This is a genomic window from Kineococcus deserti, from assembly GCF_050871945.1.
GTDB lineage: Bacteria > Actinomycetota > Actinomycetes > Actinomycetales > Kineococcaceae > Kineococcus.
On sequence record NZ_JBJLSI010000013.1, the window covers coordinates 60,506 to 83,672 of the forward strand.

The following is a 23,167-nucleotide window of genomic DNA, read 5'->3' on the forward strand; positions in this document are numbered from 1 at the left end:
CCGGAGACCCCCGGAGCCGCTGGTCGTGCGCCAGCAGACTAGGCTCTTGTGAACCCGCGCACAAAGTCGTGAGCGTCGTGGGTGACGAGCGCCACGTCCGTCCTGAACTGCGCATTCGCAGGAAGGGTCACCTCACCGCCCCCTCCCGCACGGTCGCGTCAGCGTCGTCGCCGCCACCACCGGCGGCCCGCCAGCGCGTCGGTCAGACGCCCCGCGTCCAGCCGCCCGAAGTCGCGTTCGGCCCCGTCGACGAGCACCACGGGGACCTTGTCGGAGTAGCGCCGCAGCAGGTCCGGGTCGGCGTCCACGTCGACCTCGCTCCAGGAGGTGCCGGTCGCCGCGGCCACGGTCCGCACGACCTCGCGTCCCTCGTCGCACAGGTGGCAGCCGACCCGTGAGACCAGCACCACCCGGCCCGACCCTGCGTCACGCATCCACCACTCCCCTGTCCGGACGGCGTCCTACGATGCCGCGGTGCCCCAGTCCAACGTCGTACCCCGCACCGCCGGGCCGAGCGTCCCGTCCCGGGTCGACGCGGCGTTCTTCGACCTCGACAACACCATGGTCCGGGGCGCCTCGCTGTTCTACTTCGCCCGGGGGCTGGCCGCCCGCGGCTTCTTCTCCCGCCGCGAACTGCAGGGCTTCGCCCGCCGGGCGCTGCACTACACGCTGCGCGGGGAGGACCTCGGCCGCCTCGGGGAGGTCCTGGAACTGGGCCTGGCCTTCGTCGCGGGCCACTCCACCGCGACGATCGAGCAGATCGGCGAGGAGGTCTACGACGAGCACGTCGAGGCCAAGGTGCGCGCCGGCACCCGGACGCTGGCCCGCCGGCACCTGGCCGCGGGTGCTCCCGTGTGGCTGGTGACGGCCGCCCCCATCGAACTGGCCGGGGTCGTCGCCCGCCGCCTGGAGCTGACCGGCGCGCTGGGCACCGTGGCCGAGTCCGTCGACGGCGTCTACACCGGGCGGCTGATCGGCCAGCCGCTGCACGGCCAGGCCAAGGCCGACGCCGTGCGCGAGCTGGCGGCGGCCGAGGGCTTCGACCTGGCCCGGTGCGCGGCGTACTCCGACTCGGCCAACGACCTGCCGCTGCTGTCCCTGGTCGGCTTCCCGGTGGCCGTCAACCCGGACACGAAGCTGCGCCGCCACGCCGCAGTTCACGGCTGGCCCGTGCACGAGTTCCGGCAGTGGCAGCACGCCGTGCGCTGGACGCGCCGGATCGGCGGGGCCGGGGCGGTCGCGGCCGGGGCGGTGGTCGTGGCGGGACTGCTGCGGCGGCGCTGACGGCGCAGCAGGAAGGGTGCGGACCCGGTGGCCCGCCCGCCCTGCGGAGCCCGTGAACACCGGAGGGCGGGCTCCCCGTGGGGAACCCGCCCTCCGACGACTCACTTCTTGTTGCGGCGCTGGTGACGCGTGCGGCGCAGCAGCTTGCGGTGCTTCTTCTTCGCCATGCGCTTGCGACGCTTCTTGATGACAGAGCCCAAGGGGTCCTCGCTCACTCGATCGACTGGTGGTGCCTGTTGCCGTCCCACCAGTGCGTGACCGGCAGACCGACGCGCCGCCCGGGAGCGGCAGACCGACGTCGAGTCTACCCGTCGTTCACACCGGGGAGTGGACACCCCGGAGTGTCGCGGCGGGTGATCAGGCGGTGTCGATGTAGGACTGACGCAGGTACTCGTGCACCGCGTCCTCGGGCACCCGGAAGGAGCGACCGACCCGCACCGCGGGCAGCTCCCCGTTGTGCACCAGGCGGTACACCGTCATCTTCGACACGCGCATCATCGACGCGACCTCGGCCACGGTCAGGAACCGGACCTCGGACAGCGGGCGATCCTCAGGCATCCCCACAGCACCCTTCAGTTTGCGCGCCAGCGGTGCGCCGTCCACCGCGGACGGCCCGGTGGGGGCGCGTTCACTGACCACTGTAGGGGCACGTGTGACGTGCGTGGAAGATCTTCGTGTCCGAAAAGTCACGCAGCGTGACTTAGACACGCTGTGACCAGCGACAACGCTCTGTGAAATTTCCGGGGTCAGTCGAAGTCGGGGTCCAGGCCGTGCAGCGGGAAGGCCGCCCGCCGGGTCGCCAGGATCGCCCGGTCGACGGGGTCGTCGGGGTCGTAGCCCGCCTCCCACCCCGTGAACGTGGCCGGCTCACCGTCGGTCATCGACACCGGCGCCTCCCGGCCGAAGACCTCCTCCACGTGCCGGCGCCAGCCCTCCGGCAGCGGCATCGCCGGGTCCAGCGGCTGCTGGGACGCCTCGGCCACCAGGTGGGCCCAGGTGCGCGGGACGACGTCGACGACCTCGTAGCCGCCCCCGCCGAGCGCGAGCCAGCGGCCCTGCGCCGCCTCGTGCGCCAGCCGGTGCATCGAGGCGGCCGCCACCCGCTGGGCGTCGACCGAGACCTGCAGGTGCCCCAGCGGGTCCAGGGCGTGGGTGTCGCAGCCGTGCTGCGTCACCAGCACGTCGGGGGCGAAGGACGTCACCAGCTGGGGAACGACGGCGTGCACGGCCCGCAGCCAGCCCGCGTCCCCCGTGCGGGCCGGCAGCGCCAGGTTCACCGCGCTGCCCAGCGCGTCCGGGCCGCCGAGCTCGTCGGCGAACCCCGTCCCCGGGAACAGCGTCGTGCCGGACTCGTGGACGCTGATCGTCAGCACCCGCGGGTCGTCCCAGAAGACCGCCTCGGTGCCGTCGCCGTGGTGGCAGTCCAGGTCGACGTAGACGATCCGCTCGGCCCCCTCGCGCAGCATCGCCACGATGGCCGCCGCGGCGTCGTTGTAGACGCAGAAGCCGCTGGCGCAGCCCGGTTTCGCGTGGTGCATGCCGCCGCAGAAGTTAACCCCGTGCAGGGTCTGCCCGGCCACCAGCGCACGGCCGAGGTCGACCGAGCCGCCGACGATCCGGGCCGCCGCCTCGTGCATGCCGGGGAAGGCCGGGTCGTCCTCGGTGCCCAGCCCGAAGACCGCCTGGGCCTGCTGCGGATCGGCCGAGGCCGCCTTGACGGCCGCCACGTAGGCCGGGTCGTGGACGCTGGTCAGCAGCTCGTCGTCGGCCGGTTCGGCGGACACGACGCGCACGCCGGGACGCTCGAAGAGCCCGAACTCCTCGCACAGCTGGGCCGTCAGGGCCAGCCGGACCGGCGCCATCGGGTGCCAGCGACCGAAGTCGTACCCGTTGAAGGCGGGGTCCCAGACGATGTCCACCCGATCGACCACGTCAGCCCCCCGACAGCTGCTCGGACCGGACCGCAGCCGCTTCCACGGCCGAGACCAGCGCCGCCCGCACCCCGGAGTCGTCCAGCTGGCGCAACGCGGCCGCCGTCGTCCCGGCCGGGGACGTGACCTGCTCGCGCAGGACGGTCGGGTGCTGACCGGTCTCGCGCAGCATCGCGCCCGCCCCCACGACGGTCTGGACGACCAGCTCGGTCGCCGTCGCGCGCGGCAGGCCCAGCAGGACGCCCGCCTCGACCATCGCCTCCACGACGTAGAACACGTACGCGGGCCCCGAACCGCTCAACGCCGTCACGGCGTCGAGGTGCTTCTCGGCCAGCACCACCGTCCGGCCGCACGAGCGCAGCAGGTCCTCGGCCTCGGCCAGCTGCTCGTCCCCGCACGCCGAGCCGGCCGTGAGCGCCGCCATCCCCTCGTCGACCAGCGACGGCGTGTTCGGCATGACGCGCACGACGGCGGTGCCCGGGTGCAGCCGGGCCTCGATCGCTGCCGTGGTCACCCCGGCGGCCAGCGAGACGACGAGGGCGTCCGGCGCCAGGTGCGCGGCGATCGAGTCCAGCAGCGCCGGCAGGTCCTGGGGTTTGACGGCGAGCAGGACGGTGGAGGCCGCGCGCACGGCCGTGACGTCGTCGACGACGCGGACGCCGAACCGCTCGTGCAGCTCCCGGCCCCGGCCCGCGCGGCGGTCCACGACCAGGACGTCACCGGGGTCGCGCCCGGCGCGCAGCAGCCCGCCGAGCAGGGTCTGCCCCATCACCCCCGCACCCACCAGCGCCAGCATCAGGAAGCCACCTCCGGGGTGCGGGCCAGGTGGGCCCGCGCGAACTCCAGCGTCCGGGCCAGCGCCTGTTCCCGCGCCGCCCGGTCCCGTGCCTTGCGGGTGTTCACCTCGGCCACCACCGTTCCTGAGAATCCGTTGCGCACCAACTCGTTCAGCGCCGCGGCGACGGGCTGGGAACCGTCGCCGGGCACCAGGTGCTCGTCCTTGACCGAGCCCGTCCCGTCGCACAGGTGGACGTGGGCCAGCCGTGAGGCGAAGGCCCGGGTGAGTTCGAGGCTGTCCTGCCCGGACGTCGCGGCGTGGGAGTAGTCCAGCGTCAGGTTCCGGTACCCGGCGTGCGTGGGGTCCCAGCCGGGCGCGTAGGCGACGACCTCCCGGCCGCGGGCGCGCCAGGGGAACATGTTCTCCACCGCCAGGACGAGCCCGGTGCGGTTCTCGAGCGACTCGATCCCGGCGGCGAAGCCGCTCGCGTACTCGCGCTGCCAGCGGAACGGCGGGTGGACGACGACGGTGCCGGCGCCCAGGGAGGCGGCCAGTTCGCACGACTTCTCCAGCTTGCCCCAGGGGTCGCCGCGCCCCCAGGTGCGCTGGGTCAGCAGCAGCGTCGGCGCGTGGACCGACAGGACCGGCACCCCGAAGTGGTCGACGAGCCGGCGCAGGGCGGCGGCGTCCTGGCTCACCCGGTCGGTCCACACCAGCACCTCGACGCCGTCGTAGCCGAGCCGCGAGGCGATCTCGAACGCCGCGGTCGTCGACTCCGGGTACGAGCAGGTGGTCGACAGCCCCACCGGGACGCGTCGGTCGTCCTCGCAGGTGTCTTCGCCTGTGCGTTCCAGCGCGGGTACGGGCACGGGCGACAACCTAGAACGTCTCGGTACCGGTGAGGGAATGGATCCGGTCGGCGGCACCGATCGCGTCCAGCCGGCGCAGGATGATCCCCTCGCGCAGCGCCCACGGGCCGACGAGGGCCTCCTCGACGCCGAACAGCTCGAAGGCGGCCTCGGCGACGAGGGCACCGGCCAGCAGCTGCGGGGCGCGTTCGACGCTGACCCCGGGCAGCTCGGCGCGGCGCTGGGCGCTCATCTCCGCCAGCCGCGGAACCCACGCGGACACGTCCGCGCAGCTCAACGTCCGCCGCACCATCGGGCCCTCCTCGCGCGGCGCCGCACCGCAGATCCGGCCCAGGCTGCGGAAGGTCTTGCTCGTCACCACGACCCGGTCCGGAACGCCGGCGCGGGTGACGTCGCGCACGCGGGAGGCGATCTGCTGACGGACGTACCGGCGCACGTCGCGCACGGCCTCGGCCGACGGCGGGTCCCCGTCGAGGCGGTCGCGGGTCAGCCGCCCGGCGCCCAGCGGCAGCGAGAAGGAGACGTCCGGCGCCTCGTCCAGGCCCGCGGCGACCTCGAGGGAACCACCACCGATGTCCAGCACCAGCAGCCGGCCCGCCGACCACCCGAACCAGCGGCGCACCGCCAGGAACGTCAGGTCGGCCTCCGCGGTGCCCGGCAGCACCTGCAGGCGCACACCGGTGGCCAGCTCGACGTGGTCGAGGACCTCCTCGCCGTTGACGGCCTCGCGCACGGCCGAGGTGGCGAAGGCCAGCAGCTCCTCGACACCGGCGTCCTCGGCCGCCACGGTCGCGGCCGCCACGGCGTCGGTCAGGGCGGCCACCCCGGACTCGTCGATCGCCCCCTCGGGGGTGAGGTGCTCGGCCAGGCGCAGCAGCCGCCGGGTCGAGTTCGCCGCCAGCGGGTGAGCCCCGGGGTGGGCGTCGACGACCAGGAGGTGGACCGTGTTCGAGCCCACGTCGAGAACACCCAAACGCATCCTGCGACCCTATTGGACGTCAGCGCCTGCTCCGCACGCGCTTACGCTTCAGCGGTGAGCGTCGAGACCCCGCTGGACACCGCCCGCCTGTGGATCGAGTTCCCCGATCCCGAGGACGTCGCGCGCGCTCTGGCCGAGGGCGGCGGGACCGAGCAGCAGCCGGACACCGTCTACCGCTGTGACCTCACCTGGCTCACGAGCGACTACACGTGCATCTTCGGGCGCGGCTGCCCCGGCATCTACTCCGAGTCCCCCGACGTCGGCTGCTGCACGCTCGGCGCCCACTTCACCGAGAAGGCCGACGAGAAGCGTGTCGCGAAGGTCGTGGCCAGGCTGACGCCGGACACGTGGCAGTTCCACGACGAGGGCCGCGCCGGCGGCTGGACCGAGGTCGAGGACGGCGCCCGCAAGACCCGCGTGCACCAGGGCGGCTGCATCCTGGCCAACCGTCCCGGTTTCCCCGCCGGCGCCGGCTGCGCGCTGCACCTGCAGGCCCTGCGCGACGGCGTCGACCCGCTGACGTACAAGCCCGACGTGTGCTGGCAGCTGCCGCTGAAGCGTTCCTACCGCACGGTCACCCGCGGCGACGGCACGACCTACCTCGAGGTCAGCATCGCCGAGTACGACCGCCGCGGCTGGGGCGAGGGCGGTCACGACCTGGACTGGTACTGCACGGGCAACCCCGCCGCGCACATCGGCGAGCGGCCGGTGTTCCGCAGCATGGAGAACGAGCTGCGGGAGATGATCGGCGACGCCGCGTACGAGGAACTGGCCCGGCACTGCGAGGCGCTGGTGGCACGCTCCCGCCGGGGATCGGCGCACCGGCGGCTGCTGCCGCTGACGGTCCACCCCGCCGACCGGACCCGCGCCGGGCTGTGAGTCCGGGCTCGTGAGCTCGGGTGTCGTCCCCAGCCCGAACGTGTGGAACTCCCCCGACGTCTACGAGCTGGAGAACCTCGCCGTCGACCGCGGGCAGCGCATCGAGGCGGCGATGCGCTCGGTGCACGACTGGGCCGGCCTGGACGTCCTCGACGTCGGCTGCGGAACGGGTTTCCACCTGCCCCGGTTCGCCGCCACCGCCCGCTCGGTGACCGGCGTCGAACCGCACCCGCCGCTGCTGCGCCGTGCGCTGCAGCGGGTCCGGGACGTCGGCGGCGTCCGCGTCCTGCACGGGGAGGCCGGCGCGCTGCCGCTGCCGGACGCGAGCGTCGACGTCGTGCACGCCCGCTGGGCCTACTTCTTCGGGCCCGGCTGCGAACCGGGACTGGCCGAGCTGGACCGCGTCGTGCGCCGGGGCGGGACGGCGTTCGTGATCGACAACGACGCGACGCGCTCGACGTTCGGCCGGTGGTTCTCGCGGGCGCTGCCGTCCTACGACCCGCTCGCCGTCGACCGGTTCTTCGCCCGCCGCGGCTGGTCGGCGCAGCACCTGCAGGTGGCCTGGGAGTTCGACCGCCGCGCCGACCTCGAGGCCGTCGTGCGCATCGAGTTCGCCCCCCGGCAGGCCGAGGCGATCCTGGCCGAGCACGCCGGGACCGGCGTCGACTACGCGGTCGTCGTGCGGTACCGGTCGTACTGAGGGTCCGGGGGGTCGCGCCGGGGGTCGCGCCGGGCGCTCTCCACCCGGTCCCGGCCGGCCGACTTGGCGTCGTAGACGGCGGCGTCCGCCGCGGCCAGCGCCTCCTGCCACGGCCCGAGCGCCGCCCCGACGCTGACCGTCACCGCACCGGCGCGGTCGGGCCGGGCCGGGTGCGGCAGGGCCAGGTCGCGCACCGCGGCCCGCAGTCGCTGCCCGGCCGCCAGCACGTCCTGCGGCCGCGCGTCCTGCAGGACGACCACGAACTCCTCGCCGCCGAAGCGGGCCACGACGTTGCCCGGCCGCGAGTGCGCCGCCAGCGCGGCGGCCACCCGGGCCAGGCAGCGGTCGCCCTCGAGGTGGCCGAAGCGGTCGTTGTAGGCCTTGAAGTGGTCCACGTCGACGACGAGCACGCCGACGGTGCGGTCCTGCGGAACGCGTTCGAGCAGCCCGCGCCGGTTGAGCAGCCCGGTCAGCTCGTCGCGCACGGCCGCCTCGGCCAGGGCCCCGATGAGCCGCTCGCGCTCGGCCGCCAGGGCCCGCTCGCGGCGGACGGCGGCGAACCGGGCCCGCTCGCTGCCCTCGACGCTGGCGGCCATGACCAGCCCGAAGAACCCGCTGACGCCGACGGCCAGCAGGGCCGCCAGGTCGCCCGTCCCGGCCTGCGCGCCGACGAGGTTCTGGCTCCACGCGAAGGCGGCGAGCATGGCCGCCAGGCAGGCCGCCGCGCGGCGGACGTCGTTGCGCAGCAGGGTCACGAAGAACACGACCACGACGAAGGCGCCGGCGAAGTAGGCCCCCTCCAGCGCCCCGGGCGCGCTGCTCTGCACGGCCGCCAGCGCCAGGACGACCAGGGCCGCGGCCCCGGCGACCAGGGGGCCGTCCACGCCGGAGGCCGGCACGGCCCGCAGGCGCCGGGCCCGCAGCCACAGGCCGACGAGCACGACGGGCGTGACCACGCCCAGCCGCAGCAGCAGCGACCGGGCCAGCACCTCCGGGGCCAGCGCGAGGTCGACGAGCACGTAGGCGTCGAGCAGCAGCAGACCCAGCAGAGCGGTGGGGACGAAGTAGCGCGAGCGCGCGGCGTTGCGCGCCACCCGGTACTCGTGTTCGAGGTCCTGGTCGAAGGGTCGCAGCCCGGTGAACCACCTCGCCGTCCCCGACCTGTCACGTCCCGTCACCCCCTGGGTCTCGGCCGCCGCGGCCCGTCCCTCCAGCAGCTCTCACCCGCGCGGCCCAAGGTCAGCGCGCAGCTGTGCACGGCCCGTGTCGCCACCTGGGTCGCCGCGCGGGGCCCCGAGCGTGGATGATGGACCCATGAGCGCGCACGCCACCCCGCCGGTCCAGCACGAAGAGCAGCGGGCGATCGCCCCGATCCGGTGGAGCCGACCCAGCGGCGGCACCGTGGCCGCCCTGCTCATCTGGGTGGTCGGCCTGCTCGTGGGCGCCCTCGTCCCGCTGTTCATGCTGGGCTCGGACCCGTACGAGGCCGCCCCCACCGGGCGCATCGTCGTCGGGCTGGCCTTCACGCTCGTCGGCTCGCTGATCATGGTCTTCTCGGCCTACCTGCTGTACCGCAAGAGCGGCTCGATCGGCGCCGCCATCCTGGCCTTCGTGCCGAGCTTCGTGCTCGCGGTCCTGGGCATCCTCATGACGACGATGAAGACGCTCTACGGCAACTGACCACCACCCCGCTCCGAGACGACCCGCCCTCCCGCCCGGGAGGGCGGGTCGTCTCGTTCGTGCCGTGTCGGAGGTGGCGCCTAACGTCGTGCGCGTGCCTGCCAAGAGCTCCCCGAAGGTCCGCCCGTCGTACAGGTGCGCCGAGTGCGGCTGGACGACGGCCAAGTGGGTCGGCCGCTGCGGGGAGTGCCAGGCGTGGGGCACGGTGGAGGAGACCGGCACCACGGCCGTCGTCCGCACGACCGTCCCCGCCCAGGTGCGCGAACCGGCCCGGCCCATCTCCGAGGTCGACGTCGAGGCCGCCCGCGCCGCCCCCACCGGTGTCGACGAGTTCGACCGCGTGCTCGGCGGGGGGCTGGTCCCGGGCGCCGTCGTCCTCATGGCCGGCGAGCCGGGCGTGGGCAAGTCGACGCTGCTGCTGGACGCCGCGTCCCGGGTCGCCGCCAGCGGTCGCACCGTCCTCTACGTCACGGGTGAGGAGTCCGCGGCCCAGGTCCGGCTGCGGGCCGAGCGCATCGGCGCGCTGCGGCCCCGGTTGCTGCTGGCGGCCGAGACCGACCTGGCCACGGTGCTGGGGCACGTGGAGCACTCCGCACCGGACCTGCTCATCGTCGACTCGGTCCAGACCATCGCCTCGGGCGAGGTCGAAGGTGCCGCCGGCGGGGTCTCGCAGGTGCGCGAGGTCGCCGGGGCGCTCATCGGCGTGGCCAAGCGGCGCGCGCTGGCCACGCTGCTGGTCGGGCACGTCACCAAGGACGGGTCGATCGCCGGTCCCCGCACCCTCGAGCACCTCGTCGACGTCGTCTGCCAGTTCGAGGGCGAGCGGCACTCCCGGCTGCGGCTGCTGCGGGCGGTGAAGAACCGGTACGGCCCCACCGACGAGGTCGGCTGCTTCGACCTGGGCGAGGACGGCATCGTCGGGCTGCCCGACCCCAGCGGCCTGTTCGTCTCCGGAACCCCCGAACCCGTTGCGGGAACGTGCATCACGGTGACCCTGGAGGGCCGCCGGCCGCTGCTGGCCGAGCTGCAGTCGCTCGTGGCGGCCGACCAGACCCCGGGCAACGCGCGCCGGGTGACCAGCGGTCTGGAGTCCAGCCGGATGGCGATGGTGCTGGCCGTCGTGCAGCGTCGCCTGGGGGTGGCGCTGGCCAACCGCGACACCTACGTCGCCACCGTCGGCGGGGTGAAGCTCACCGAACCCTCCGTCGACCTGGCCGTCGCGCTCGCGGTGACCAGCGCCGCCAAGGACCGGCCCATCCCGGCGGGGACGATCGCCCTCGGCGAGGTGGGGCTGGCCGGGGAGGTGCGCCGGGTGACCGGGGTGCCGCGCCGGCTGAGCGAGGCGGCGCGGCTGGGTTTCACCTCCGCGATCGTGCCCAAGGGATCGCTGGCCGACGGCAAGGCCCCGCAGGGCCTGCGCGTGCACGAGGTCGAGACGCTCCTCGACGCGTGCGTGCGGGCGCGGTTGGCCTCCTCCTGAGGACGCCGGGGCGGGTGTGCCGCCCGTCCCGGCCGCGCCGCCGGTAGACTCCGCGCCAGGTTCGGGACGAGACGTGGCATTCGGAGGTGACCGGTGGTCGACCGCACCCCCGAGGACGTGCTCCGCCAGACCCTGGCCATCATCGCCCCGGGCACCGAACTGCGTGACGGCCTCGAACGCATCCTGCGCGGCCGCACCGGCGCACTCATCGTCCTGGGTTTCGACCGGGTCGTCGACTCCCTCAGCACCGGGGGTTTCGCCCTCGACGTCGAGTTCTCCGCCACCCGGTTGCGGGAGCTGGCGAAGATGGACGGTGCGATCGTCCTGGACCGGGACGTCTCGCGCATCGTGCGGGCCGCCGTCCAGCTCGTGCCCGACTCCTCGATCGAGACCAGCGAGTCCGGAACCCGGCACCGCACGGCCGAGCGCGTCGCCAAGCAGACGGGTTTCCCCGTCATCTCGGTGTCGCAGTCGATGCGGATCGTGGCCGTCTACACCGGCAACCGGCGGTACGTGCTGGAGGGTTCGGACGCCATCCTGGGTCGCGCCAACCAGGCGCTGCAGACGCTGGAGCGCTACCGCGCCCGCCTCGACGAGGTGACCGGCACGCTGTCCGCCCTGGAGATCGAGGACCTGGTGACGGTCCGTGACGTCTGCTCCGTCGTGCAGCGCATCGAGATGGTCTCCCGGATCGCCGACGAGATCTCCGGGTACGTCGTCGAACTCGGGGTCGACGGCCGGCTGCTGTCGCTGCAGCTGGACGAGCTCGTCGGCGGCGTCGGCCCCGACCGCGAACTCGTCGTCCGCGACTACCTCGAGGCCAGCCGGCACGAGGGCCCGCTGGAGGCGGTCCTGGAGGCGCTCGCCGGCCTGCACTCGGCCGACCTCGTCGACCTGGCCGCGGTCGCGCGGGTCCTGGGTTTCTCCGTCGGCGGGGATTCCCTCGACTCGGCGGTGTCCCCCAAGGGTTTCCGGCTGCTCAACCGGGTTCCGCGACTGCCCGGTGCGATCGTCGAGCGGCTCGTCGACCAGTTCGGGGACCTGCAGAAACTCCTGGCGGCCAGCATCGACGACCTCATGACCGTCGACGGTGTCGGTGAGCAGCGCGCCCGCGCGGTGCGCGAGGGCCTGTCCCGGCTGGCCGAGTCCTCGATCCTCGAACGCTACGTCTGAGGAACGCCGCAGCTGGGGAGGGGCTCCCGGCGGTCAGCCGGTGAAGGCGATCTTGACGGGTTCGGCCGAGACACCGTCCCAGCTCGCGTCGACCGTGTAGTTGCCGTTGCCCACCATCTCCTGCCCGTCGGGGCAGCCCGCGGCCGAACGCTGCCGCGACCAGGTGACCGCCATCGAGCGCGACGTGCCGGGTTCGAGGTCGTAGACCTGCGAGGCCGTCTCGGACTGGCAGTCCTCGCTGGACCAGACCTGGCTGCCCGCCTCGTCGGTGACGGTGAACGTGCGCACGGCGCTGCCGATCTCGGCCGAGCACGTGCTCTCGGAGGTGTTCTCGACCGTCAGGACCAGCCGCGGCGTCGCGCCCGGCCCGTAGGTCGTGGTGTTCGAGGTGAGCGTCACGCTCAGCGCGGACGCCTGGCAGGGGCCGACGGAACCCGTCTCGGTGGGGCTGGCGGAGGAGGTCCCGGTGGGCGAGCCGGTCGGGTCGGTGGGGTCGTCGGTGGGGCTCTGGTCCGGGCTGGCCACCTGGCTGGGATCCAGCTTGGTGGGCTGCTGCGCCGCGGCGTCCTCGGAGCTGGTCAGCGCGCGGATGCCGACGGCGGCCAGGACCACCACCGCGACGAGCGCCAGCAGCACCACCAGCCGACGTCGCCAGTAGGTGCCCCGTCCCTCCGGGCCGACCGGGTGCAGCACGCTGCTCACCGGGCGAAGGTAGGTGCCGGGCGTGCACCGGCGAAGGAGGCGCGCCGTGCGACGATCTGCCGCGATGACGACCGTCTCTCCCCCCGCAGCGCTCCGCACCGTCCCGGACCTGCACGAACGGGTCCTGCGCTGGTACGACGAGCACGCCCGCGACCTGCCGTGGCGGGCCCCGGACCGCTCGCCCTGGGGTGTGCTGGTCAGCGAGGTCATGCTGCAGCAGACCCCCGTGGCGCGGGTCCTGCCGCAGTGGCGGGCGTGGATGGAACGCTGGCCCACGCCGTCGGACCTGGCCGCCGAGCCGCCCGGGGAGGCCGTGCGGATGTGGCACCGGCTGGGCTACCCGCGGCGGGCGCTGCGCCTGCACGCGGCCGCGGTGGCGATCCGCGACGAGCACGGCGGCGCGGTGCCCGACGACCACGCCGCGCTGCTGGATCTGCCCGGCATCGGCGCGTACACCGCCGCCGCGGTGGCCTCCTTCGCCTTCGGCCGCCGGCACGCCGTCGTCGACACCAACGTCCGGCGCGTGCACGCGCGGGCCGTGACCGGAGCGGCCGAACCGGCGCCGTCGCTGACGGCCGCCGAGAACCGGCTGGCCACCGACCTGCTGCCCGACGACGAGGCGACCGCGGCCCGGTGGGCCGTCGCGGTCATGGAGCTCGGCGCGCTGGTGTGCACCGCCCGGTCCCCGCGCTGCGAGGACTGCCCGCTGCTGGACCGCTGCGCCTGGGTGCTGGCCGGTCGCCCCGCGCACACCGGGCCCGCCCGCCGCGCTCAGGCCTGGGCCGGGACCGACCGGCAGGTGCGCGGCAAGCTCCTGGCGGTCCTGCGCGCCAGCGCCGACCCGGTCGCGGCCGAGGACCTGGCCCGGTGCTGGGACGACGCGCTGCAGCGCGACCGGTGCCTGGACGGCCTGGTCGCCGACGGGCTGGTCGAGCCGCTGGAGGACGGCCGCTTCTGCCTGCCCCGCACCTGACGCCGCCCCACCGCCGGGGTCAGTCCTCGGTGGAACCGCGCAGGCGCTTGGTGTCGCCGCGGCGGCGCTTGGCGTCCAGCCGCCGGCGCTGGGACCCCTTCGTCGGCTTCGTGGGGCGCCGGCGGGCCGGCCCCGGGGCGAAGGCCTGCGCGAGCAGCACGCGCAGCCGTTCGGCCGCGGCGGCACGGTTGCGCATCTGGGCGCGGTGCTCGGCGGCCGTGATCGTCAGCACCCCGTCGACGAGACGGCCGGCGAGCCGGTCCAGGGCCCGGGAGCGCAGGTCCTCGGGCACGGACGGCGAGCGCAGCAGGTCGAAGGACAGCTCCACGCGCGAGTCGGTCGTGTTGACGCCCTGCCCGCCCGGACCGCCGGCGCGGGAGAACCGTTCGCGCAGCTCGGCCGCGGGAACGGTCACCCGCCGGTTCACCACGAGGTCCACGCGCGGCAGGCTACGCGCCGGCCCCCGGTGGCGATCGGGCGATGCACGGGCGCACGGGGTTCAGGTGGGGCCGGCACCGGCCGACTCCCTCCTCGTGCCCCCGGCGACCGCCCGCTCCTGCCCCACCCCGACACCGGTGGACGCGCAGAGTGCCCTGCTGGCCGAGCTGCACGACCTCGTCACCGCGGGACGGCCGGACCTGGAGGTGGTGCTGGGCACCGTCGTCACCCGGTTGGCGCAGGACTGCGGCGTGACGTCGGTGCGCGTCGACGACACCGGGCCGGCCGGGGACGCCCGGGTCCTGCCGCTGCGGCTGTTCGGCGAGGACCTGGGGCGGCTGACGGTGCGCGGGCACGCGCTGGGCAGGCTGCGTCCGGACGTCGCGCACGCCGTGGCCCACCACGTCGCCGTCCTCCTGCAGGCGGCCGCCGCCCACCGCGCGCGGGCGCTGGACGCCGCCGCCGCCGACGCGGTCCGCCGGCTGTTCGAGGAGGGCACCCGGGCCACCAGCGTGCAGGCGGCCGGTGAGGTGCTGGCCCGGGTCACGGCGCAGGCCCTGGGGACCGAGAGCGTCGCGGTGCACCTGACCGACGCCGACGGGCGGGTGCACGAGGTCCTCGACCTGGGCGTCAGCCCGCGGGTGGCCGCCGCCCTCCGCGCGCAGGTCGTGGGTGGACTGGCCGGCGACTCCCCCGTGTGGCGCCAGGCCCAACGCGACGGTGGCCCGGTCCTGGCCGACGACGCCGCCGCCCGTCCCGGTCGCCCCGGCGGCTTCATCGAGTGCATGGGCCTGCGCTCCTACGCGGCGATGCCGCTGCTGTCGGCCTCCGGCGCCGTGGGCATGGTCGTGTGCGGCGACGTGAGCGGTCAGCGCAGCTGGACCGAGCGGGACCGGCAGGTGGCCCACCAGCTGGCGATGCAGGGAGCCCTCGTCGTCGACAGCGCCCGGCTGCGCCAGGCCGAGCAGGCGCACGTCGAGGAGCTGCGGCACCGGGCCGACCACGACCCGCTCACGGCTCTGCCCAACCGCCGTCGGTTGCTGGCGGAGGTCGCCGCCGCGCTGCCGGCCGAGCGCGGCGCGCTGCTGCTGTTCGACCTGGACGGGTTCAAGCAGGTCAACGACACGCTCGGTCACCCCGCGGGCGACGAGCTCCTGCGTGCCGTGGGGCGCCGGCTGCGCCGGGAGGTCCGCGACGGTGACCTGGCGGCACGGCTGGGCGGGGACGAGTTCGCCGTCCTGGTGACCGGCACCTCCGCCGAGGAGACCGCGGAGCTCGCCGAACGCCTGTGCGCGGCGGTCCGCCGCCCGGTGGAGGTCGACGGTGCGCAGGCGCGGGTCGGCGCGAGCGTCGGGATCGCGCTGCTGGCCGACCACGGTCGGGACGTTGCCGGGCTGCTGCGGGCGGCGGACGCCGCGATGTACGGCCGCAAGCGCACGGCCCGGGCCGGGGCGCCGGTCGGGGCCGTGGCGACGGCGGAGGTCAGAGGTGTCGCAGCACCTCCTCCAGCACCTCGCCCGGTCCCCCCTGCACCCGCACCCTGAACCCGCGCTCGTCGGGTGCCAGGTCCTCGAGGGTGTCGAGCTGGCTGCGCAGCAGCGAGGCCGGCATGTAGTGGCCCGTGCGCTGGGTCAGCCGCTCCTCGAGGACCTCGGCGGGGACGTGCAGTTCGCAGAACACGACCGAGGGGTTGTCCTCCGCCAGCAGGTCCCGGTAGGCGCGCTTGAGGGCCGAGCAGGTGACGACGACCGACTCCCCGGCTTCCTCCCGTGCGCCGATCCAGTCGGCGATGGACCGCAGCCACGGCCAGCGGTCCTCGTCGGTCAGCGGCGTCCCCGAGCGCATCTTCTCGACGTTGGCCGCGGGGTGGAACTCGTCGCCCTCGGCGTGGGCCCAGCCCCGGGCGGTGGCGATGCCCTGGGCGACGGTGGTCTTCCCGCTGCCCGAGACCCCCATGACGACGACGGTCGTGGTCGTCACCGCTCCCCCTCCGCGACGCGCAGCATCCGGCTGTTGCCCAGCGTGTTCGGTTTGACCCGGGCCAGGTCGAGGAACTCCGCGACACCCTCGTCGTGGCTGCGCAGCATCTCGGCGTAGACGTCGGGCTCGACGGGCGTGCCCTCGATCTCGACGAAACCGTGCCGTTCGAAGAACGCCGTCTCGAAGGTGAGGCAGAAGAGCCGGCCCACGCCCAGGGCGTCGGCGCGGCGCAGCAGTTCGGACAGGATGAGGTGGCCCGTCCCCGTCCCCCGCGCGCTGGGGTCCACGGCCAGCGTGCGGACCTCGGCGAGGTCCTCCCACAGCACGTGCAGCGCCCCGCACCCGACGACCTTCCCGCCGCGCTCGGCGACGACGAACTCCTGCACGGCCTCGTACAGGGTGATGAGTTCCTTGCCCAGCAGGATCCGCTGCCGCGCGTACTCCTCCACCAGGCGCCGGACGTCGCGGATGTCGGACGTGCGGGCGGGGCGGATCACGACGTCGGGCACGGGCGCGATCCTTCCAGACCCGGCCCCGGCGTTCGTCGCGCGGGGTTTGGGCGCGAGGTCACCGCGCGCCCGGTCAACGCGCGCGAGGTCACCGCGCGCCGCCACCGGCGCGCGCGGACCCCGGGGACGCAGAACGGCCCGCCACCCCGGAGGGGGTGGCGGGCCGTCAGGGTCGGGAGGTCAGTCCTCCGTGCCGGCGTCGCCGACGGGGACGGTCACCGGGAGGTCCTCCTTCGAGGTGCCCTCGAAGGTGAACTTCTGCTCCTGCCCCTCGCCCTCGGTGTCCACCGAGACGATCTGACCGGCGCGCAGTTCGCCGAACAGGATCTTCTCGGACAGGACGTCCTCGATGTCGCGCTGGATGGTGCGGCGCAACGGGCGGGCGCCCAGGACCGGGTCGTAGCCCTTGGTCGCCAGCAGCACCTTCGCGGACGGGGTGAGCTCGATGCCCATGTCCTTGTCCTTCAGGCGCGCGTCCACCCGCGTGATGAACAGGTCGACGATCTGGACGATCTCCTCCTGCGTCAGCTGCGGGAACACGACGATGTCGTCGACGCGGTTGAGGAACTCGGGCCGGAAGTGCTGCTTGAGCTCGTCGTTGACCTTCGACTTCATCCGCTCGTAGTTCGTCTGCGAGGTCTGCGACCCCGCGGCGAACCCCGTGCCGACGCCCTTGGAGATGTCCCGGGTGCCGAGGTTGGTGGTCATGATGATCACGGTGTTCTTGAAGTCGACCTGGCGGCCCTGGGAGTCGGTCAGTCGACCGTCCTCCAGGATCTGCAGCAGCGAGTTGAAGATGTCCGGGTGGGCCTTCTCGACCTCGTCGAACAGGACGACCGAGAACGGCTTGCGGCGCACCTTCTCCGTCAGCTGGCCGCCCTCCTCGTAGCCCACGTAGCCGGGGGGCGAGCCGAACAGCCGCGAGACGGTGTGCTTCTCGGAGAACTCGCTCATGTCCAGCTGGATGAGCGCGTCCTCCTCACCGAAGAGGAACTCCGCCAGCGCCTTGGCCAGCTCGGTCTTCCCGACGCCGGTGGGGCCGGCGAAGATGAACGACCCGCCGGGACGCTTGGGGTCCTTCAGACCCGCACGCGTGCGCCGGATGGCCTGCGACAGCGCCTTGATGGCGTCGTTCTGGCCGATGACGCGCTTGTGCAGCTCGGCTTCCATGTTGAGCAGCCGCGAGGACTCCTCCTCGGTCAGCCGGACGACGGGGATCCCCGTCGCCGTGGCCAGGACCTCGGCGATCAGCTCCTCGTCCACCTCGGCGACGACGTCCATGTCACCGGACTTCCACTGCTTCTCGCGCTCGCCCTTCTGCGCCAGGAGCTTCTTCTCCTTGTCGCGCAGCGAGGCCGCCTTCTCGAAGTCCTGCGCGTCGATCGCGCTCTCCTTCTCGCGGCGGACGTCGGCGATGCGCTCGTCGAACTCGCGCAGGTCCGGCGGTGCGGTCATGCGGCGGATGCGCAGTCGCGCGCCCGCCTCGTCGATGAGGTCGATCGCCTTGTCCGGCAGGTACCGGTCGTTGACGTAGCGGTCGGCCAGCGTCGCGGCGGCCACCAGCGCGGAGTCGGTGATGGAGACGCGGTGGTGCGCCTCGTACCGGTCGCGCAGACCCTTGAGGATCTCGATGGCGTGCGCCAGCGTCGGCTCGGGGACCTGGATCGGCTGGAAGCGGCGCTCCAGGGCCGGGTCCTTCTCGATGTGCTTGCGGAACTCGTCGAGGGTCGTGGCCCCGACGGTCTGCAGCTCACCGCGGGCCAGCATCGGCTTGAGGATGCTGGCGGCGTCGATCGCGCCCTCGGCGGCACCGGCACCCACGAGGGTGTGGATCTCGTCGATGAACAGGATGATGTCGCCGCGGGTGCGGATCTCCTTGAGGACCTTGCGCAGCCGCTCCTCGAAGTCACCGCGGTAGCGGGACCCGGCGACCAGGGCGCCCAGGTCGAGGGTGTAGATCTGCTTGTCCTTGAGGGTCTCGGGGACCTCCCCGCGCACGACGGCCTGGGCCAGGCCCTCGACGACGGCGGTCTTGCCGACACCGGGCTCACCGATGAGGATCGGGTTGTTCTTGGTGCGCCGCGAGAGCACCTGCATGACGCGCTCGATCTGCGGGTCGCGCCCGATGACCGGGTCCAGCTTGCCCTCGCGGGCGGCCTGGGTCAGGTTGCGGCCGAACTGGTCCAGGACCAGCGAGCCGGACGGGGTGCCCTCCTGCGGGCCGCCGGACGTCGCGGGCTCCTTGCCCTGGTAGCCGGACAGCAGCTGGATGACCTGCTGACGCACCCGGTTGAGGTCGGCGCCGAGCTTGACGAGCACCTGGGCGGCCACGCCCTCGCCCTCGCGGATGAGGCCGAGCAGGATGTGCTCGGTCCCGATGTAGTTGTGCCCGAGCTGCAGCGCCTCGCGCAGCGACAGCTCCAGCACCTTCTTGGCGCGGGGGGTGAAGGGGATGTGCCCGGACGGGGCCTGCTGGCCCTGACCGATGATCTCCTGGACCTGCTCGCGGACCGCGTCCAAGGAGATGCCCAGCGACTCGAGGGCCTTGGCCGCGACGCCCTCGCCCTCGTGGATCAGGCCGAGCAGGATGTGCTCGGTCCCGATGTAGTTGTGGTTGAGCATCCGGGCCTCTTCTTGGGCCAGGACGACGACCCGTCGGGCGCGGTCGGTGAACCTCTCGAACATGCGGCGCTCCTCGCGGGTGGTCGGGTCCGGAGTGCTCGGGGGAGTCAGTCCCCCGACCGGACCATTCCGATGCTAGTCCCGAGCCCTGACACTCTCACTCCCATCGGGGTCGCCCGCAGGCGTCCGGTGTGGTCGTGAGGGAGTCGTGACCCGGTTGTCCTGTCCAACCTGCGCCCGCGGAGGGGTGTTCCGCCAGTTCGTTCGCCGTCGGCGCAACCCCACCGGGCCCCGCGCGGCGCCTCGGTGGGGGACGCTGCCCGGGTGCAGACCGCGCTCGTCGTCGAGGTCCCGGCCGCCGACCCCGTGGCCGGGCCCTGGCGCGCGCGGTTCGACCGGGCCGCGGCCGCCGGCGTGCCCGCGCACGTCACCGTCTGCTTCCCGTTCCTGCCGCCGGCGGAGGTCGACGAGGACGCCCTCGCCCGGCTCGCGGCCGGCACGGAGCCCTTCGTCGTGACGCTGGGCAGGACCGGGACGTTCGGCGACGCCGTCCTGTGGCTCGACCCCGAACCGGCCGGGCCCTTCCGGGAGCTGACCCGCGCGGTCACCGCGGCCTTCGGCGTCCTGCCCTACGGCGGCGCCCACGGCGACCCCGTCCCGCACCTGACGGTCGCCGAGGACCCCGACGACCTCGCGGCTGTCCGCGCCGACGTCGAGCGCCGGCTGCCGCTGACCCAGCGCGTGGAGGCGCTGACCCTGCTGCAGGGCGAGTTCGTCCCCGCCGGCTGGCGGGTGCGGCGCCGGTTCCCGCTGGGTCAGGGCAGCGGTGCGGGCGCCGCCGGCCCCGTGTAGCGGGCGGCGGGCCGGATGATGCGCGGGTCCCGCGCCTGCTCCAGCACGTTGGCGCACCACCCGATGACGCGGCTGGTCGCGAAGGTGGGGGTGAACAGGGCCGGGTCCAGCCCGCACAGCGCCATGACGACCCCGGCGTAGTACTCGACGTTGGCGTGCAGGGCGCGCCCCGGTTTCAGCTCGGCCAGCGTCGCCACGACCCGCCGCTCGACCTCGACGGCCAGGTCGGCCAGCGGCCCGCCGAGTTCGAGGGCCGTCTCGCGCAGCAGCACCGAACGGGGGTCCTCGGTCCGGTAGACGGCGTGGCCGAAGCCCATGACCCGCCCGCCGGCGGCCAGCTGCTCCCGCACCCACCCCGGGGCCCGGGACGGCGTGCCGATCTCCTCCAGCGCCGCCAGGGCCCGGTCGGGGGCGCCCCCGTGCAGCGGTCCGGAGAAGGCACCGAGCGCCGCGACCACCGCGGCGGCGACGTCGGCCCCCGTGGAGGCCACGACGCGCGCGGTGAAGGTCGAGGCGTTGAACCCGTGGTCGACGGTGGCCACCAGGTAGCGGCGCAGCGCGCGCACGTGCTCCGGCGGCGCCTGCCGCCCCGTCAGCGTCCACAGCCAGTTCGCGGCCGCGTCGAGGTCGTCGCGCGGTGGCACCGGCTCCAGCCCGCGGCCGAGCCGGTGCAGCGCGGCCAGGACCGTCGGCGTCAGCGCGCAGACGCGCAGCGCGTCGGCGGCCCGGGCCTCCTCGTCGAGGTCGTACGCCGGACGCAGCCCCTCGGCCGCGCCGAGCAGCGACAACGCGGTCCGCAGCCCGGCCAGCGGTGGCCCACCGGCCGCGGCGATCGCGGGCAGGGCGTCGGCGACGACGGCGGGCAGCCGGCGCCGCTCGGCGACCTCGGCCCGGAAGGCGTCGAGCTCGGCGGCCGAGGGCAGGTGACCGCGCTGCAGCAGGTGCCAGACGTCCTCGACCGTGCGGTGCCGGGCGAGGTCGACGGCCGAGTACTGCCGGTAGTGGAAGAACCCCTCCGCGCCCCGGACGTCGCCGAGCTCGGTGGTCGTGACCACCACGCCCCGCAACCCCGGGGGGACCGTCGTGTCCGTCATGCCGGCGAGGGTCGCCCCCTTGACCAGGCGCGTCAACGTTGATCCGATCAACTGTGGACGAGCTGATCAGCACCGCCGAGGCGGCCCACCGCCTCGGTGTGAAGACGGCGACGCTGTACGCCTACGTCAGCCGCGGCGTCCTGCGCTCGGTCCGCACCCCCGACGGCAGCCGGTTCGACCCCGGCGAGGTCGACGCGCTCGCCGGTCGCGGCCGGGCCACCGGCCGCCCGGCGGGGGCGGTCGAGACCGTCCGCAGCCGGCTGACCAGCCTCGACGGGCACCGGCTGCGCTACCGCGGCCAGGACGCCGTGGCGCTGTCCCGGGAACGGACCTTCGAGGAGGTCGCCCGGCTGCTGTGGACGGGGGTGGCGGCCCCGGGGCCGTTCGTCGCGCAGGAGCCGCTGACCGCAGCGGTGCGCGCCGTCGTGGCGGGCCTGCCCGAGCAGGTCCGCCCGCCGGCCCGGCTGCGCGTCGCCGTGGCCGTCTGCGGCGCGCTCGCCCCCACCGCCCCCGGCGCCTCCCCCGAGCCGCTGCTCGCGGCCGTCCTCGGCGCCCTGGCCCCCGGCACCACGACGGCGGGCACCGTCGCCGCCGTGCTGGGGACCACGATCGACCTGGACCCGGCGCTGGTCCTGCTCGCCGACCACGGCCTGGCCGTCTCGACGGTCGCCGCGCGGGTCGCGGCGAGCGCCCGCGCGCCCCTGTCGTCGGTGCTGGCGGCCGCGCTGGGTGCCTCGGACGGGCCGCTGCACGCCTCGGCCGGCACCGCGGCCCACCGCTTCCTCACCCGGGCCCTGACGGACGGGCCGGCGCGCGCGGTGGCCGAGCAGCGACGCAGCGGTGCTCCCCCGCCCGGCTTCGGTCACGTCGTGCACACCGAGCGCGACCCGCGAGCCGACGAGCTGCTGGCCCGCCTGCCCGCGGGCCCGGTGGCCGACGTCGTCCCCGACCTGGTCGGGCAGGTCGTCCGGGCGCACGGCGCGAGGGCCTTCCCCAACGTCGACCTCGGCCTGGCGGCGCTCGCCCTGGCGCACGACCTGCCGCCCGACGCCGGTGAGCTCGTCTTCGAGGTGGCCCGCACCGCCGGCTGGATCGCGCACGCTCTGGAGGAGTACGAGGCCCCGGGGCTCCGGTTCCGTGTGAGAGGCCTTCACGGAGCGTGATCTATCTAGAATGCCTGGGTTAGCATCGAGGCGTGTCCGGAGTCAGCATCAAAGACGTCGCGGCCCGGGCCGGCGTGTCCATCGGGACGGTCAGCAACGTGCTCAACCGCCCCGACTCGGTCTCGGAGGTCAACCGGGTCAAGGTCCAGGAGGCGATCGACGAGCTGGGGTACGTCCGCAACGAGTCGGCGCGCCAGCTGCGGATGGGGCGCAGCCGCTTCCTGGCGCTGGTCGTCCTGGACATCGCCAACCCCTTCTTCACCGAACTGGCCCGCGGGGCGGAGGAGACCGCCGAGGCCGGCGGGCACACGCTGCTGCTGTGCAGCAGCGCCGAGGACCTGACCCGCGAGCGCCGGCACCTGGAGGTCCTGCGCCAGCAGCGCGTGGCGGGGATCGTGCTGTCCCCCGTCGACACCTCCGAGGAGCGGCTGGCCGAACTGCGCAAGCTCGACGTCCCCCTGGTGCTCGTCGACCGGGGCGACCCGGACGGGACGACCCCCTCGGTCTCGGTCGACGACGTCGAGGGCGGCCGGATGGCCGTGGCGCACCTGCTGAACTCCGGGCACCGGCACATCGCCGTCGTCGGCGGACCGCGCGGGTTCCTGCAGGTCGACCAGCGGTTCGAGGGTGCGCGGCGCGCGGTCGCCGAGGCGGGGCTGCCACCGGGGACCCTCACGGAACTCGACGTGGCCGTGATGACCATCGAGTCCGGCCGCTCGGCGGGGACCCGGCTGCACGACTGGCCCCAGCCCGACCGCCCGACCGCGGTGTTCTGCCTCAACGACCTGCTCGCCCTGGGGGTGCTGCAGGAGGTCGTGCAGCGGGGTTTCAAGGTGCCCGACGACCTGGCCATCGTCGGCTACGACGACATCGACTTCGCAGCCGCCGCAACGGTTCCGCTCACATCGGTGCGCCAGCCCAAGGACCGGCTGGGCCGCTCGGCCGTGCAGCTGCTGCTCGACCCCGGGCACGCCGACGGCGACAGCGCGGGCACCGGCGAGGACGACCTGCCGGTCGTGGTGCACGACCGGCAGGTCGTCTACCTGCCCGAGCTCGTCGTCCGGGCCTCGTCCTCCTGAGG

The 23,167-nt window shown here is 74.3% G+C and carries 25 protein-coding genes; 11 read left to right on the top strand and 14 right to left on the bottom strand.

All coding sequences use genetic code 11. The annotated features are described in order from the left end of the window. Positions 1–158 precede the first annotated feature (158 nt). Entirely contained in the window at positions 159–434 is a 276-nt protein-coding gene (locus ACRYR2_RS12260) for a glutaredoxin family protein (protein WP_432563143.1), read from the bottom strand. A gap of 40 nt (positions 435–474) precedes the next feature. On the opposite strand from ACRYR2_RS12260, the gene ACRYR2_RS12265 reads away from it, so the two are divergent. Continuing rightward, a complete protein-coding gene (locus tag ACRYR2_RS12265) occupies positions 475–1,284 on the top strand; it encodes an HAD family hydrolase (protein WP_432563144.1) in 810 nt (269 codons plus the stop codon). A gap of 101 nt (positions 1,285–1,385) precedes the next feature. On the opposite strand, the gene ACRYR2_RS12270 is transcribed toward ACRYR2_RS12265, so the two are convergent. The 6 genes from ACRYR2_RS12270 to ACRYR2_RS12295 all read right to left on the bottom strand — a co-directional run bounded on the left by ACRYR2_RS12270 (position 1,386) and on the right by ACRYR2_RS12295 (position 5,841). Next, complete coding sequence (locus ACRYR2_RS12270) at positions 1,386–1,484, bottom strand: 30S ribosomal protein bS22 (RefSeq protein WP_012085056.1); 99 nt, start codon at positions 1,482–1,484, stop codon at positions 1,386–1,388. Between the two features lie 157 nt (positions 1,485–1,641). Next, a complete protein-coding gene (locus tag ACRYR2_RS12275; protein ID WP_179750884.1) occupies positions 1,642–1,842 on the bottom strand; it encodes a helix-turn-helix domain-containing protein in 201 nt (66 codons plus the stop codon). A gap of 188 nt (positions 1,843–2,030) precedes the next feature. Next, positions 2,031–3,215, bottom strand: a complete 1,185-nt coding sequence (locus ACRYR2_RS12280; RefSeq protein WP_432563145.1) for an acetoin utilization protein AcuC — start codon at positions 3,213–3,215, stop codon at positions 2,031–2,033. Position 3,216: 1 nt separating this feature from the next. Further along, a complete protein-coding gene (gene proC / locus ACRYR2_RS12285; protein WP_432563146.1) occupies positions 3,217–4,011 on the bottom strand; it encodes a pyrroline-5-carboxylate reductase in 795 nt (264 codons plus the stop codon). Then, a complete protein-coding gene (locus ACRYR2_RS12290) occupies positions 4,011–4,862 on the bottom strand; it encodes a sugar phosphate isomerase/epimerase family protein (protein ID WP_432563147.1) in 852 nt (283 codons plus the stop codon). Before ACRYR2_RS12290 ends, proC begins: the two co-directional genes overlap by 1 nt. 10 nt (positions 4,863–4,872) lie before the next feature. Beyond that, entirely contained in the window at positions 4,873–5,841 is a 969-nt protein-coding gene (locus ACRYR2_RS12295; RefSeq protein ID WP_432563148.1) for a Ppx/GppA family phosphatase, read from the bottom strand. A gap of 54 nt (positions 5,842–5,895) precedes the next feature. Between ACRYR2_RS12295 and ACRYR2_RS12300 the strand changes: the two genes are divergently transcribed. Then, positions 5,896–6,720, top strand: coding sequence for a hypothetical protein (locus ACRYR2_RS12300; protein WP_432563149.1), 825 nt, complete (start codon positions 5,896–5,898; stop codon positions 6,718–6,720). Positions 6,721–6,730: 10 nt separating this feature from the next. Further along, complete coding sequence (locus ACRYR2_RS12305) at positions 6,731–7,420, top strand: class I SAM-dependent methyltransferase (protein WP_432563150.1); 690 nt, start codon at positions 6,731–6,733, stop codon at positions 7,418–7,420. On the opposite strand, the gene ACRYR2_RS12310 is transcribed toward ACRYR2_RS12305, so the two are convergent. Continuing rightward, a complete protein-coding gene (locus ACRYR2_RS12310; RefSeq protein ID WP_432563151.1) occupies positions 7,387–8,598 on the bottom strand; it encodes a diguanylate cyclase in 1,212 nt (403 codons plus the stop codon). The genes ACRYR2_RS12305 and ACRYR2_RS12310 overlap by 34 nt on opposite strands. Before the next feature lie 136 nt (positions 8,599–8,734). Here ACRYR2_RS12310 and ACRYR2_RS12315 point away from each other — a divergent pair, with 136 nt between their 5' ends. The 3 genes from ACRYR2_RS12315 to disA all read left to right on the top strand — a co-directional run bounded on the left by ACRYR2_RS12315 (position 8,735) and on the right by disA (position 11,753). Continuing rightward, entirely contained in the window at positions 8,735–9,100 is a 366-nt protein-coding gene (locus ACRYR2_RS12315) for a hypothetical protein (RefSeq protein ID WP_432563152.1), read from the top strand. A 94-nt stretch (positions 9,101–9,194) separates the two neighbouring features. Then, entirely contained in the window at positions 9,195–10,580 is a 1,386-nt protein-coding gene (radA, locus tag ACRYR2_RS12320) for a DNA repair protein RadA (protein WP_432563153.1), read from the top strand. A 93-nt stretch (positions 10,581–10,673) separates the two neighbouring features. Beyond that, on the top strand, positions 10,674–11,753 hold the full coding sequence (gene disA, locus ACRYR2_RS12325) for a DNA integrity scanning diadenylate cyclase DisA (RefSeq protein WP_432563154.1): 1,080 nt from the start codon (positions 10,674–10,676) through the stop codon (positions 11,751–11,753). Positions 11,754–11,786: 33 nt separating this feature from the next. On the opposite strand, the gene ACRYR2_RS12330 is transcribed toward disA, so the two are convergent. Next, positions 11,787–12,455: a RodZ family helix-turn-helix domain-containing protein gene (locus ACRYR2_RS12330; protein ID WP_432563155.1), complete on the bottom strand. Its 669-nt coding sequence runs from the start codon at positions 12,453–12,455 to the stop codon at positions 11,787–11,789. Positions 12,456–12,519: 64 nt separating this feature from the next. On the opposite strand from ACRYR2_RS12330, the gene ACRYR2_RS12335 reads away from it, so the two are divergent. Further along, on the top strand, positions 12,520–13,428 hold the full coding sequence (locus tag ACRYR2_RS12335; protein WP_432563156.1) for an HhH-GPD family protein: 909 nt from the start codon (positions 12,520–12,522) through the stop codon (positions 13,426–13,428). A gap of 19 nt (positions 13,429–13,447) precedes the next feature. Here the strand turns inward: ACRYR2_RS12335 and arfB are convergent, their stop codons facing one another. Beyond that, on the bottom strand, positions 13,448–13,867 hold the full coding sequence (arfB, locus tag ACRYR2_RS12340; RefSeq protein WP_432563157.1) for an alternative ribosome rescue aminoacyl-tRNA hydrolase ArfB: 420 nt from the start codon (positions 13,865–13,867) through the stop codon (positions 13,448–13,450). A 136-nt stretch (positions 13,868–14,003) separates the two neighbouring features. On the opposite strand from arfB, the gene ACRYR2_RS12345 reads away from it, so the two are divergent. Further along, the gene (locus ACRYR2_RS12345; RefSeq protein ID WP_432563158.1) at positions 14,004–15,410 is read left to right on the top strand and encodes a diguanylate cyclase domain-containing protein; all 1,407 of its coding nucleotides are present in this window, start codon (positions 14,004–14,006) and stop codon (positions 15,408–15,410) included. On the opposite strand, the gene ACRYR2_RS12350 is transcribed toward ACRYR2_RS12345, so the two are convergent. The 3 genes from ACRYR2_RS12350 to ACRYR2_RS12360 all read right to left on the bottom strand — a co-directional run bounded on the left by ACRYR2_RS12350 (position 15,349) and on the right by ACRYR2_RS12360 (position 19,040). Beyond that, positions 15,349–15,822, bottom strand: coding sequence for a gluconokinase (locus ACRYR2_RS12350; RefSeq protein ID WP_432563191.1), 474 nt, complete (start codon positions 15,820–15,822; stop codon positions 15,349–15,351). The genes ACRYR2_RS12345 and ACRYR2_RS12350 overlap by 62 nt on opposite strands. Positions 15,823–15,842: 20 nt before the next feature. After that, entirely contained in the window at positions 15,843–16,364 is a 522-nt protein-coding gene (locus ACRYR2_RS12355; protein ID WP_432563192.1) for an amino-acid N-acetyltransferase, read from the bottom strand. Between the two features lie 171 nt (positions 16,365–16,535). Then, positions 16,536–19,040: an ATP-dependent Clp protease ATP-binding subunit gene (locus ACRYR2_RS12360; RefSeq protein ID WP_432563159.1), complete on the bottom strand. Its 2,505-nt coding sequence runs from the start codon at positions 19,038–19,040 to the stop codon at positions 16,536–16,538. A 261-nt stretch (positions 19,041–19,301) separates the two neighbouring features. On the opposite strand from ACRYR2_RS12360, the gene ACRYR2_RS12365 reads away from it, so the two are divergent. Then, positions 19,302–19,829, top strand: a complete 528-nt coding sequence (locus ACRYR2_RS12365) for a 2'-5' RNA ligase family protein (protein ID WP_432563160.1) — start codon at positions 19,302–19,304, stop codon at positions 19,827–19,829. On the opposite strand, the gene ACRYR2_RS12370 is transcribed toward ACRYR2_RS12365, so the two are convergent. After that, the gene (locus ACRYR2_RS12370; protein WP_432563161.1) at positions 19,793–20,923 is read right to left on the bottom strand and encodes a citrate/2-methylcitrate synthase; all 1,131 of its coding nucleotides are present in this window, start codon (positions 20,921–20,923) and stop codon (positions 19,793–19,795) included. The genes ACRYR2_RS12365 and ACRYR2_RS12370 overlap by 37 nt on opposite strands. 53 nt (positions 20,924–20,976) lie before the next feature. Between ACRYR2_RS12370 and ACRYR2_RS12375 the strand changes: the two genes are divergently transcribed. Both ACRYR2_RS12375 and ACRYR2_RS12380 read left to right on the top strand, forming a co-directional pair. Next, a complete protein-coding gene (locus ACRYR2_RS12375) occupies positions 20,977–22,086 on the top strand; it encodes a citrate/2-methylcitrate synthase (protein WP_432563162.1) in 1,110 nt (369 codons plus the stop codon). 32 nt (positions 22,087–22,118) lie between these two features. Then, complete coding sequence (locus tag ACRYR2_RS12380) at positions 22,119–23,165, top strand: LacI family DNA-binding transcriptional regulator (RefSeq protein WP_432563163.1); 1,047 nt, start codon at positions 22,119–22,121, stop codon at positions 23,163–23,165. Positions 23,166–23,167: the final 2 nt, after the last annotated feature.

Coding starts and splice junctions, on each gene's coding strand:
- ACRYR2_RS12260 (WP_432563143.1), bottom strand. CDS start 434: ATGCGTGACGCAGGGTCGGGCCGGGTGGTGCTGGTCTCACGGGTCGGC.
- ACRYR2_RS12275 (WP_179750884.1), bottom strand. CDS start 1,842: ATGCCTGAGGATCGCCCGCTGTCCGAGGTCCGGTTCCTGACCGTGGCC.
- proC (WP_432563146.1), bottom strand. CDS start 4,011: ATGCTGGCGCTGGTGGGTGCGGGGGTGATGGGGCAGACCCTGCTCGGC.
- ACRYR2_RS12295 (WP_432563148.1), bottom strand. CDS start 5,841: ATGCGTTTGGGTGTTCTCGACGTGGGCTCGAACACGGTCCACCTCCTG.
- ACRYR2_RS12315 (WP_432563152.1), top strand. CDS start 8,735: ATGAGCGCGCACGCCACCCCGCCGGTCCAGCACGAAGAGCAGCGGGCG.
- ACRYR2_RS12335 (WP_432563156.1), top strand. CDS start 12,520: ATGACGACCGTCTCTCCCCCCGCAGCGCTCCGCACCGTCCCGGACCTG.
- ACRYR2_RS12350 (WP_432563191.1), bottom strand. CDS start 15,822: ATGGGGGTCTCGGGCAGCGGGAAGACCACCGTCGCCCAGGGCATCGCC.
- ACRYR2_RS12360 (WP_432563159.1), bottom strand. CDS start 19,040: ATGTTCGAGAGGTTCACCGACCGCGCCCGACGGGTCGTCGTCCTGGCC.
- ACRYR2_RS12370 (WP_432563161.1), bottom strand. CDS start 20,923: ATGACGGACACGACGGTCCCCCCGGGGTTGCGGGGCGTGGTGGTCACG.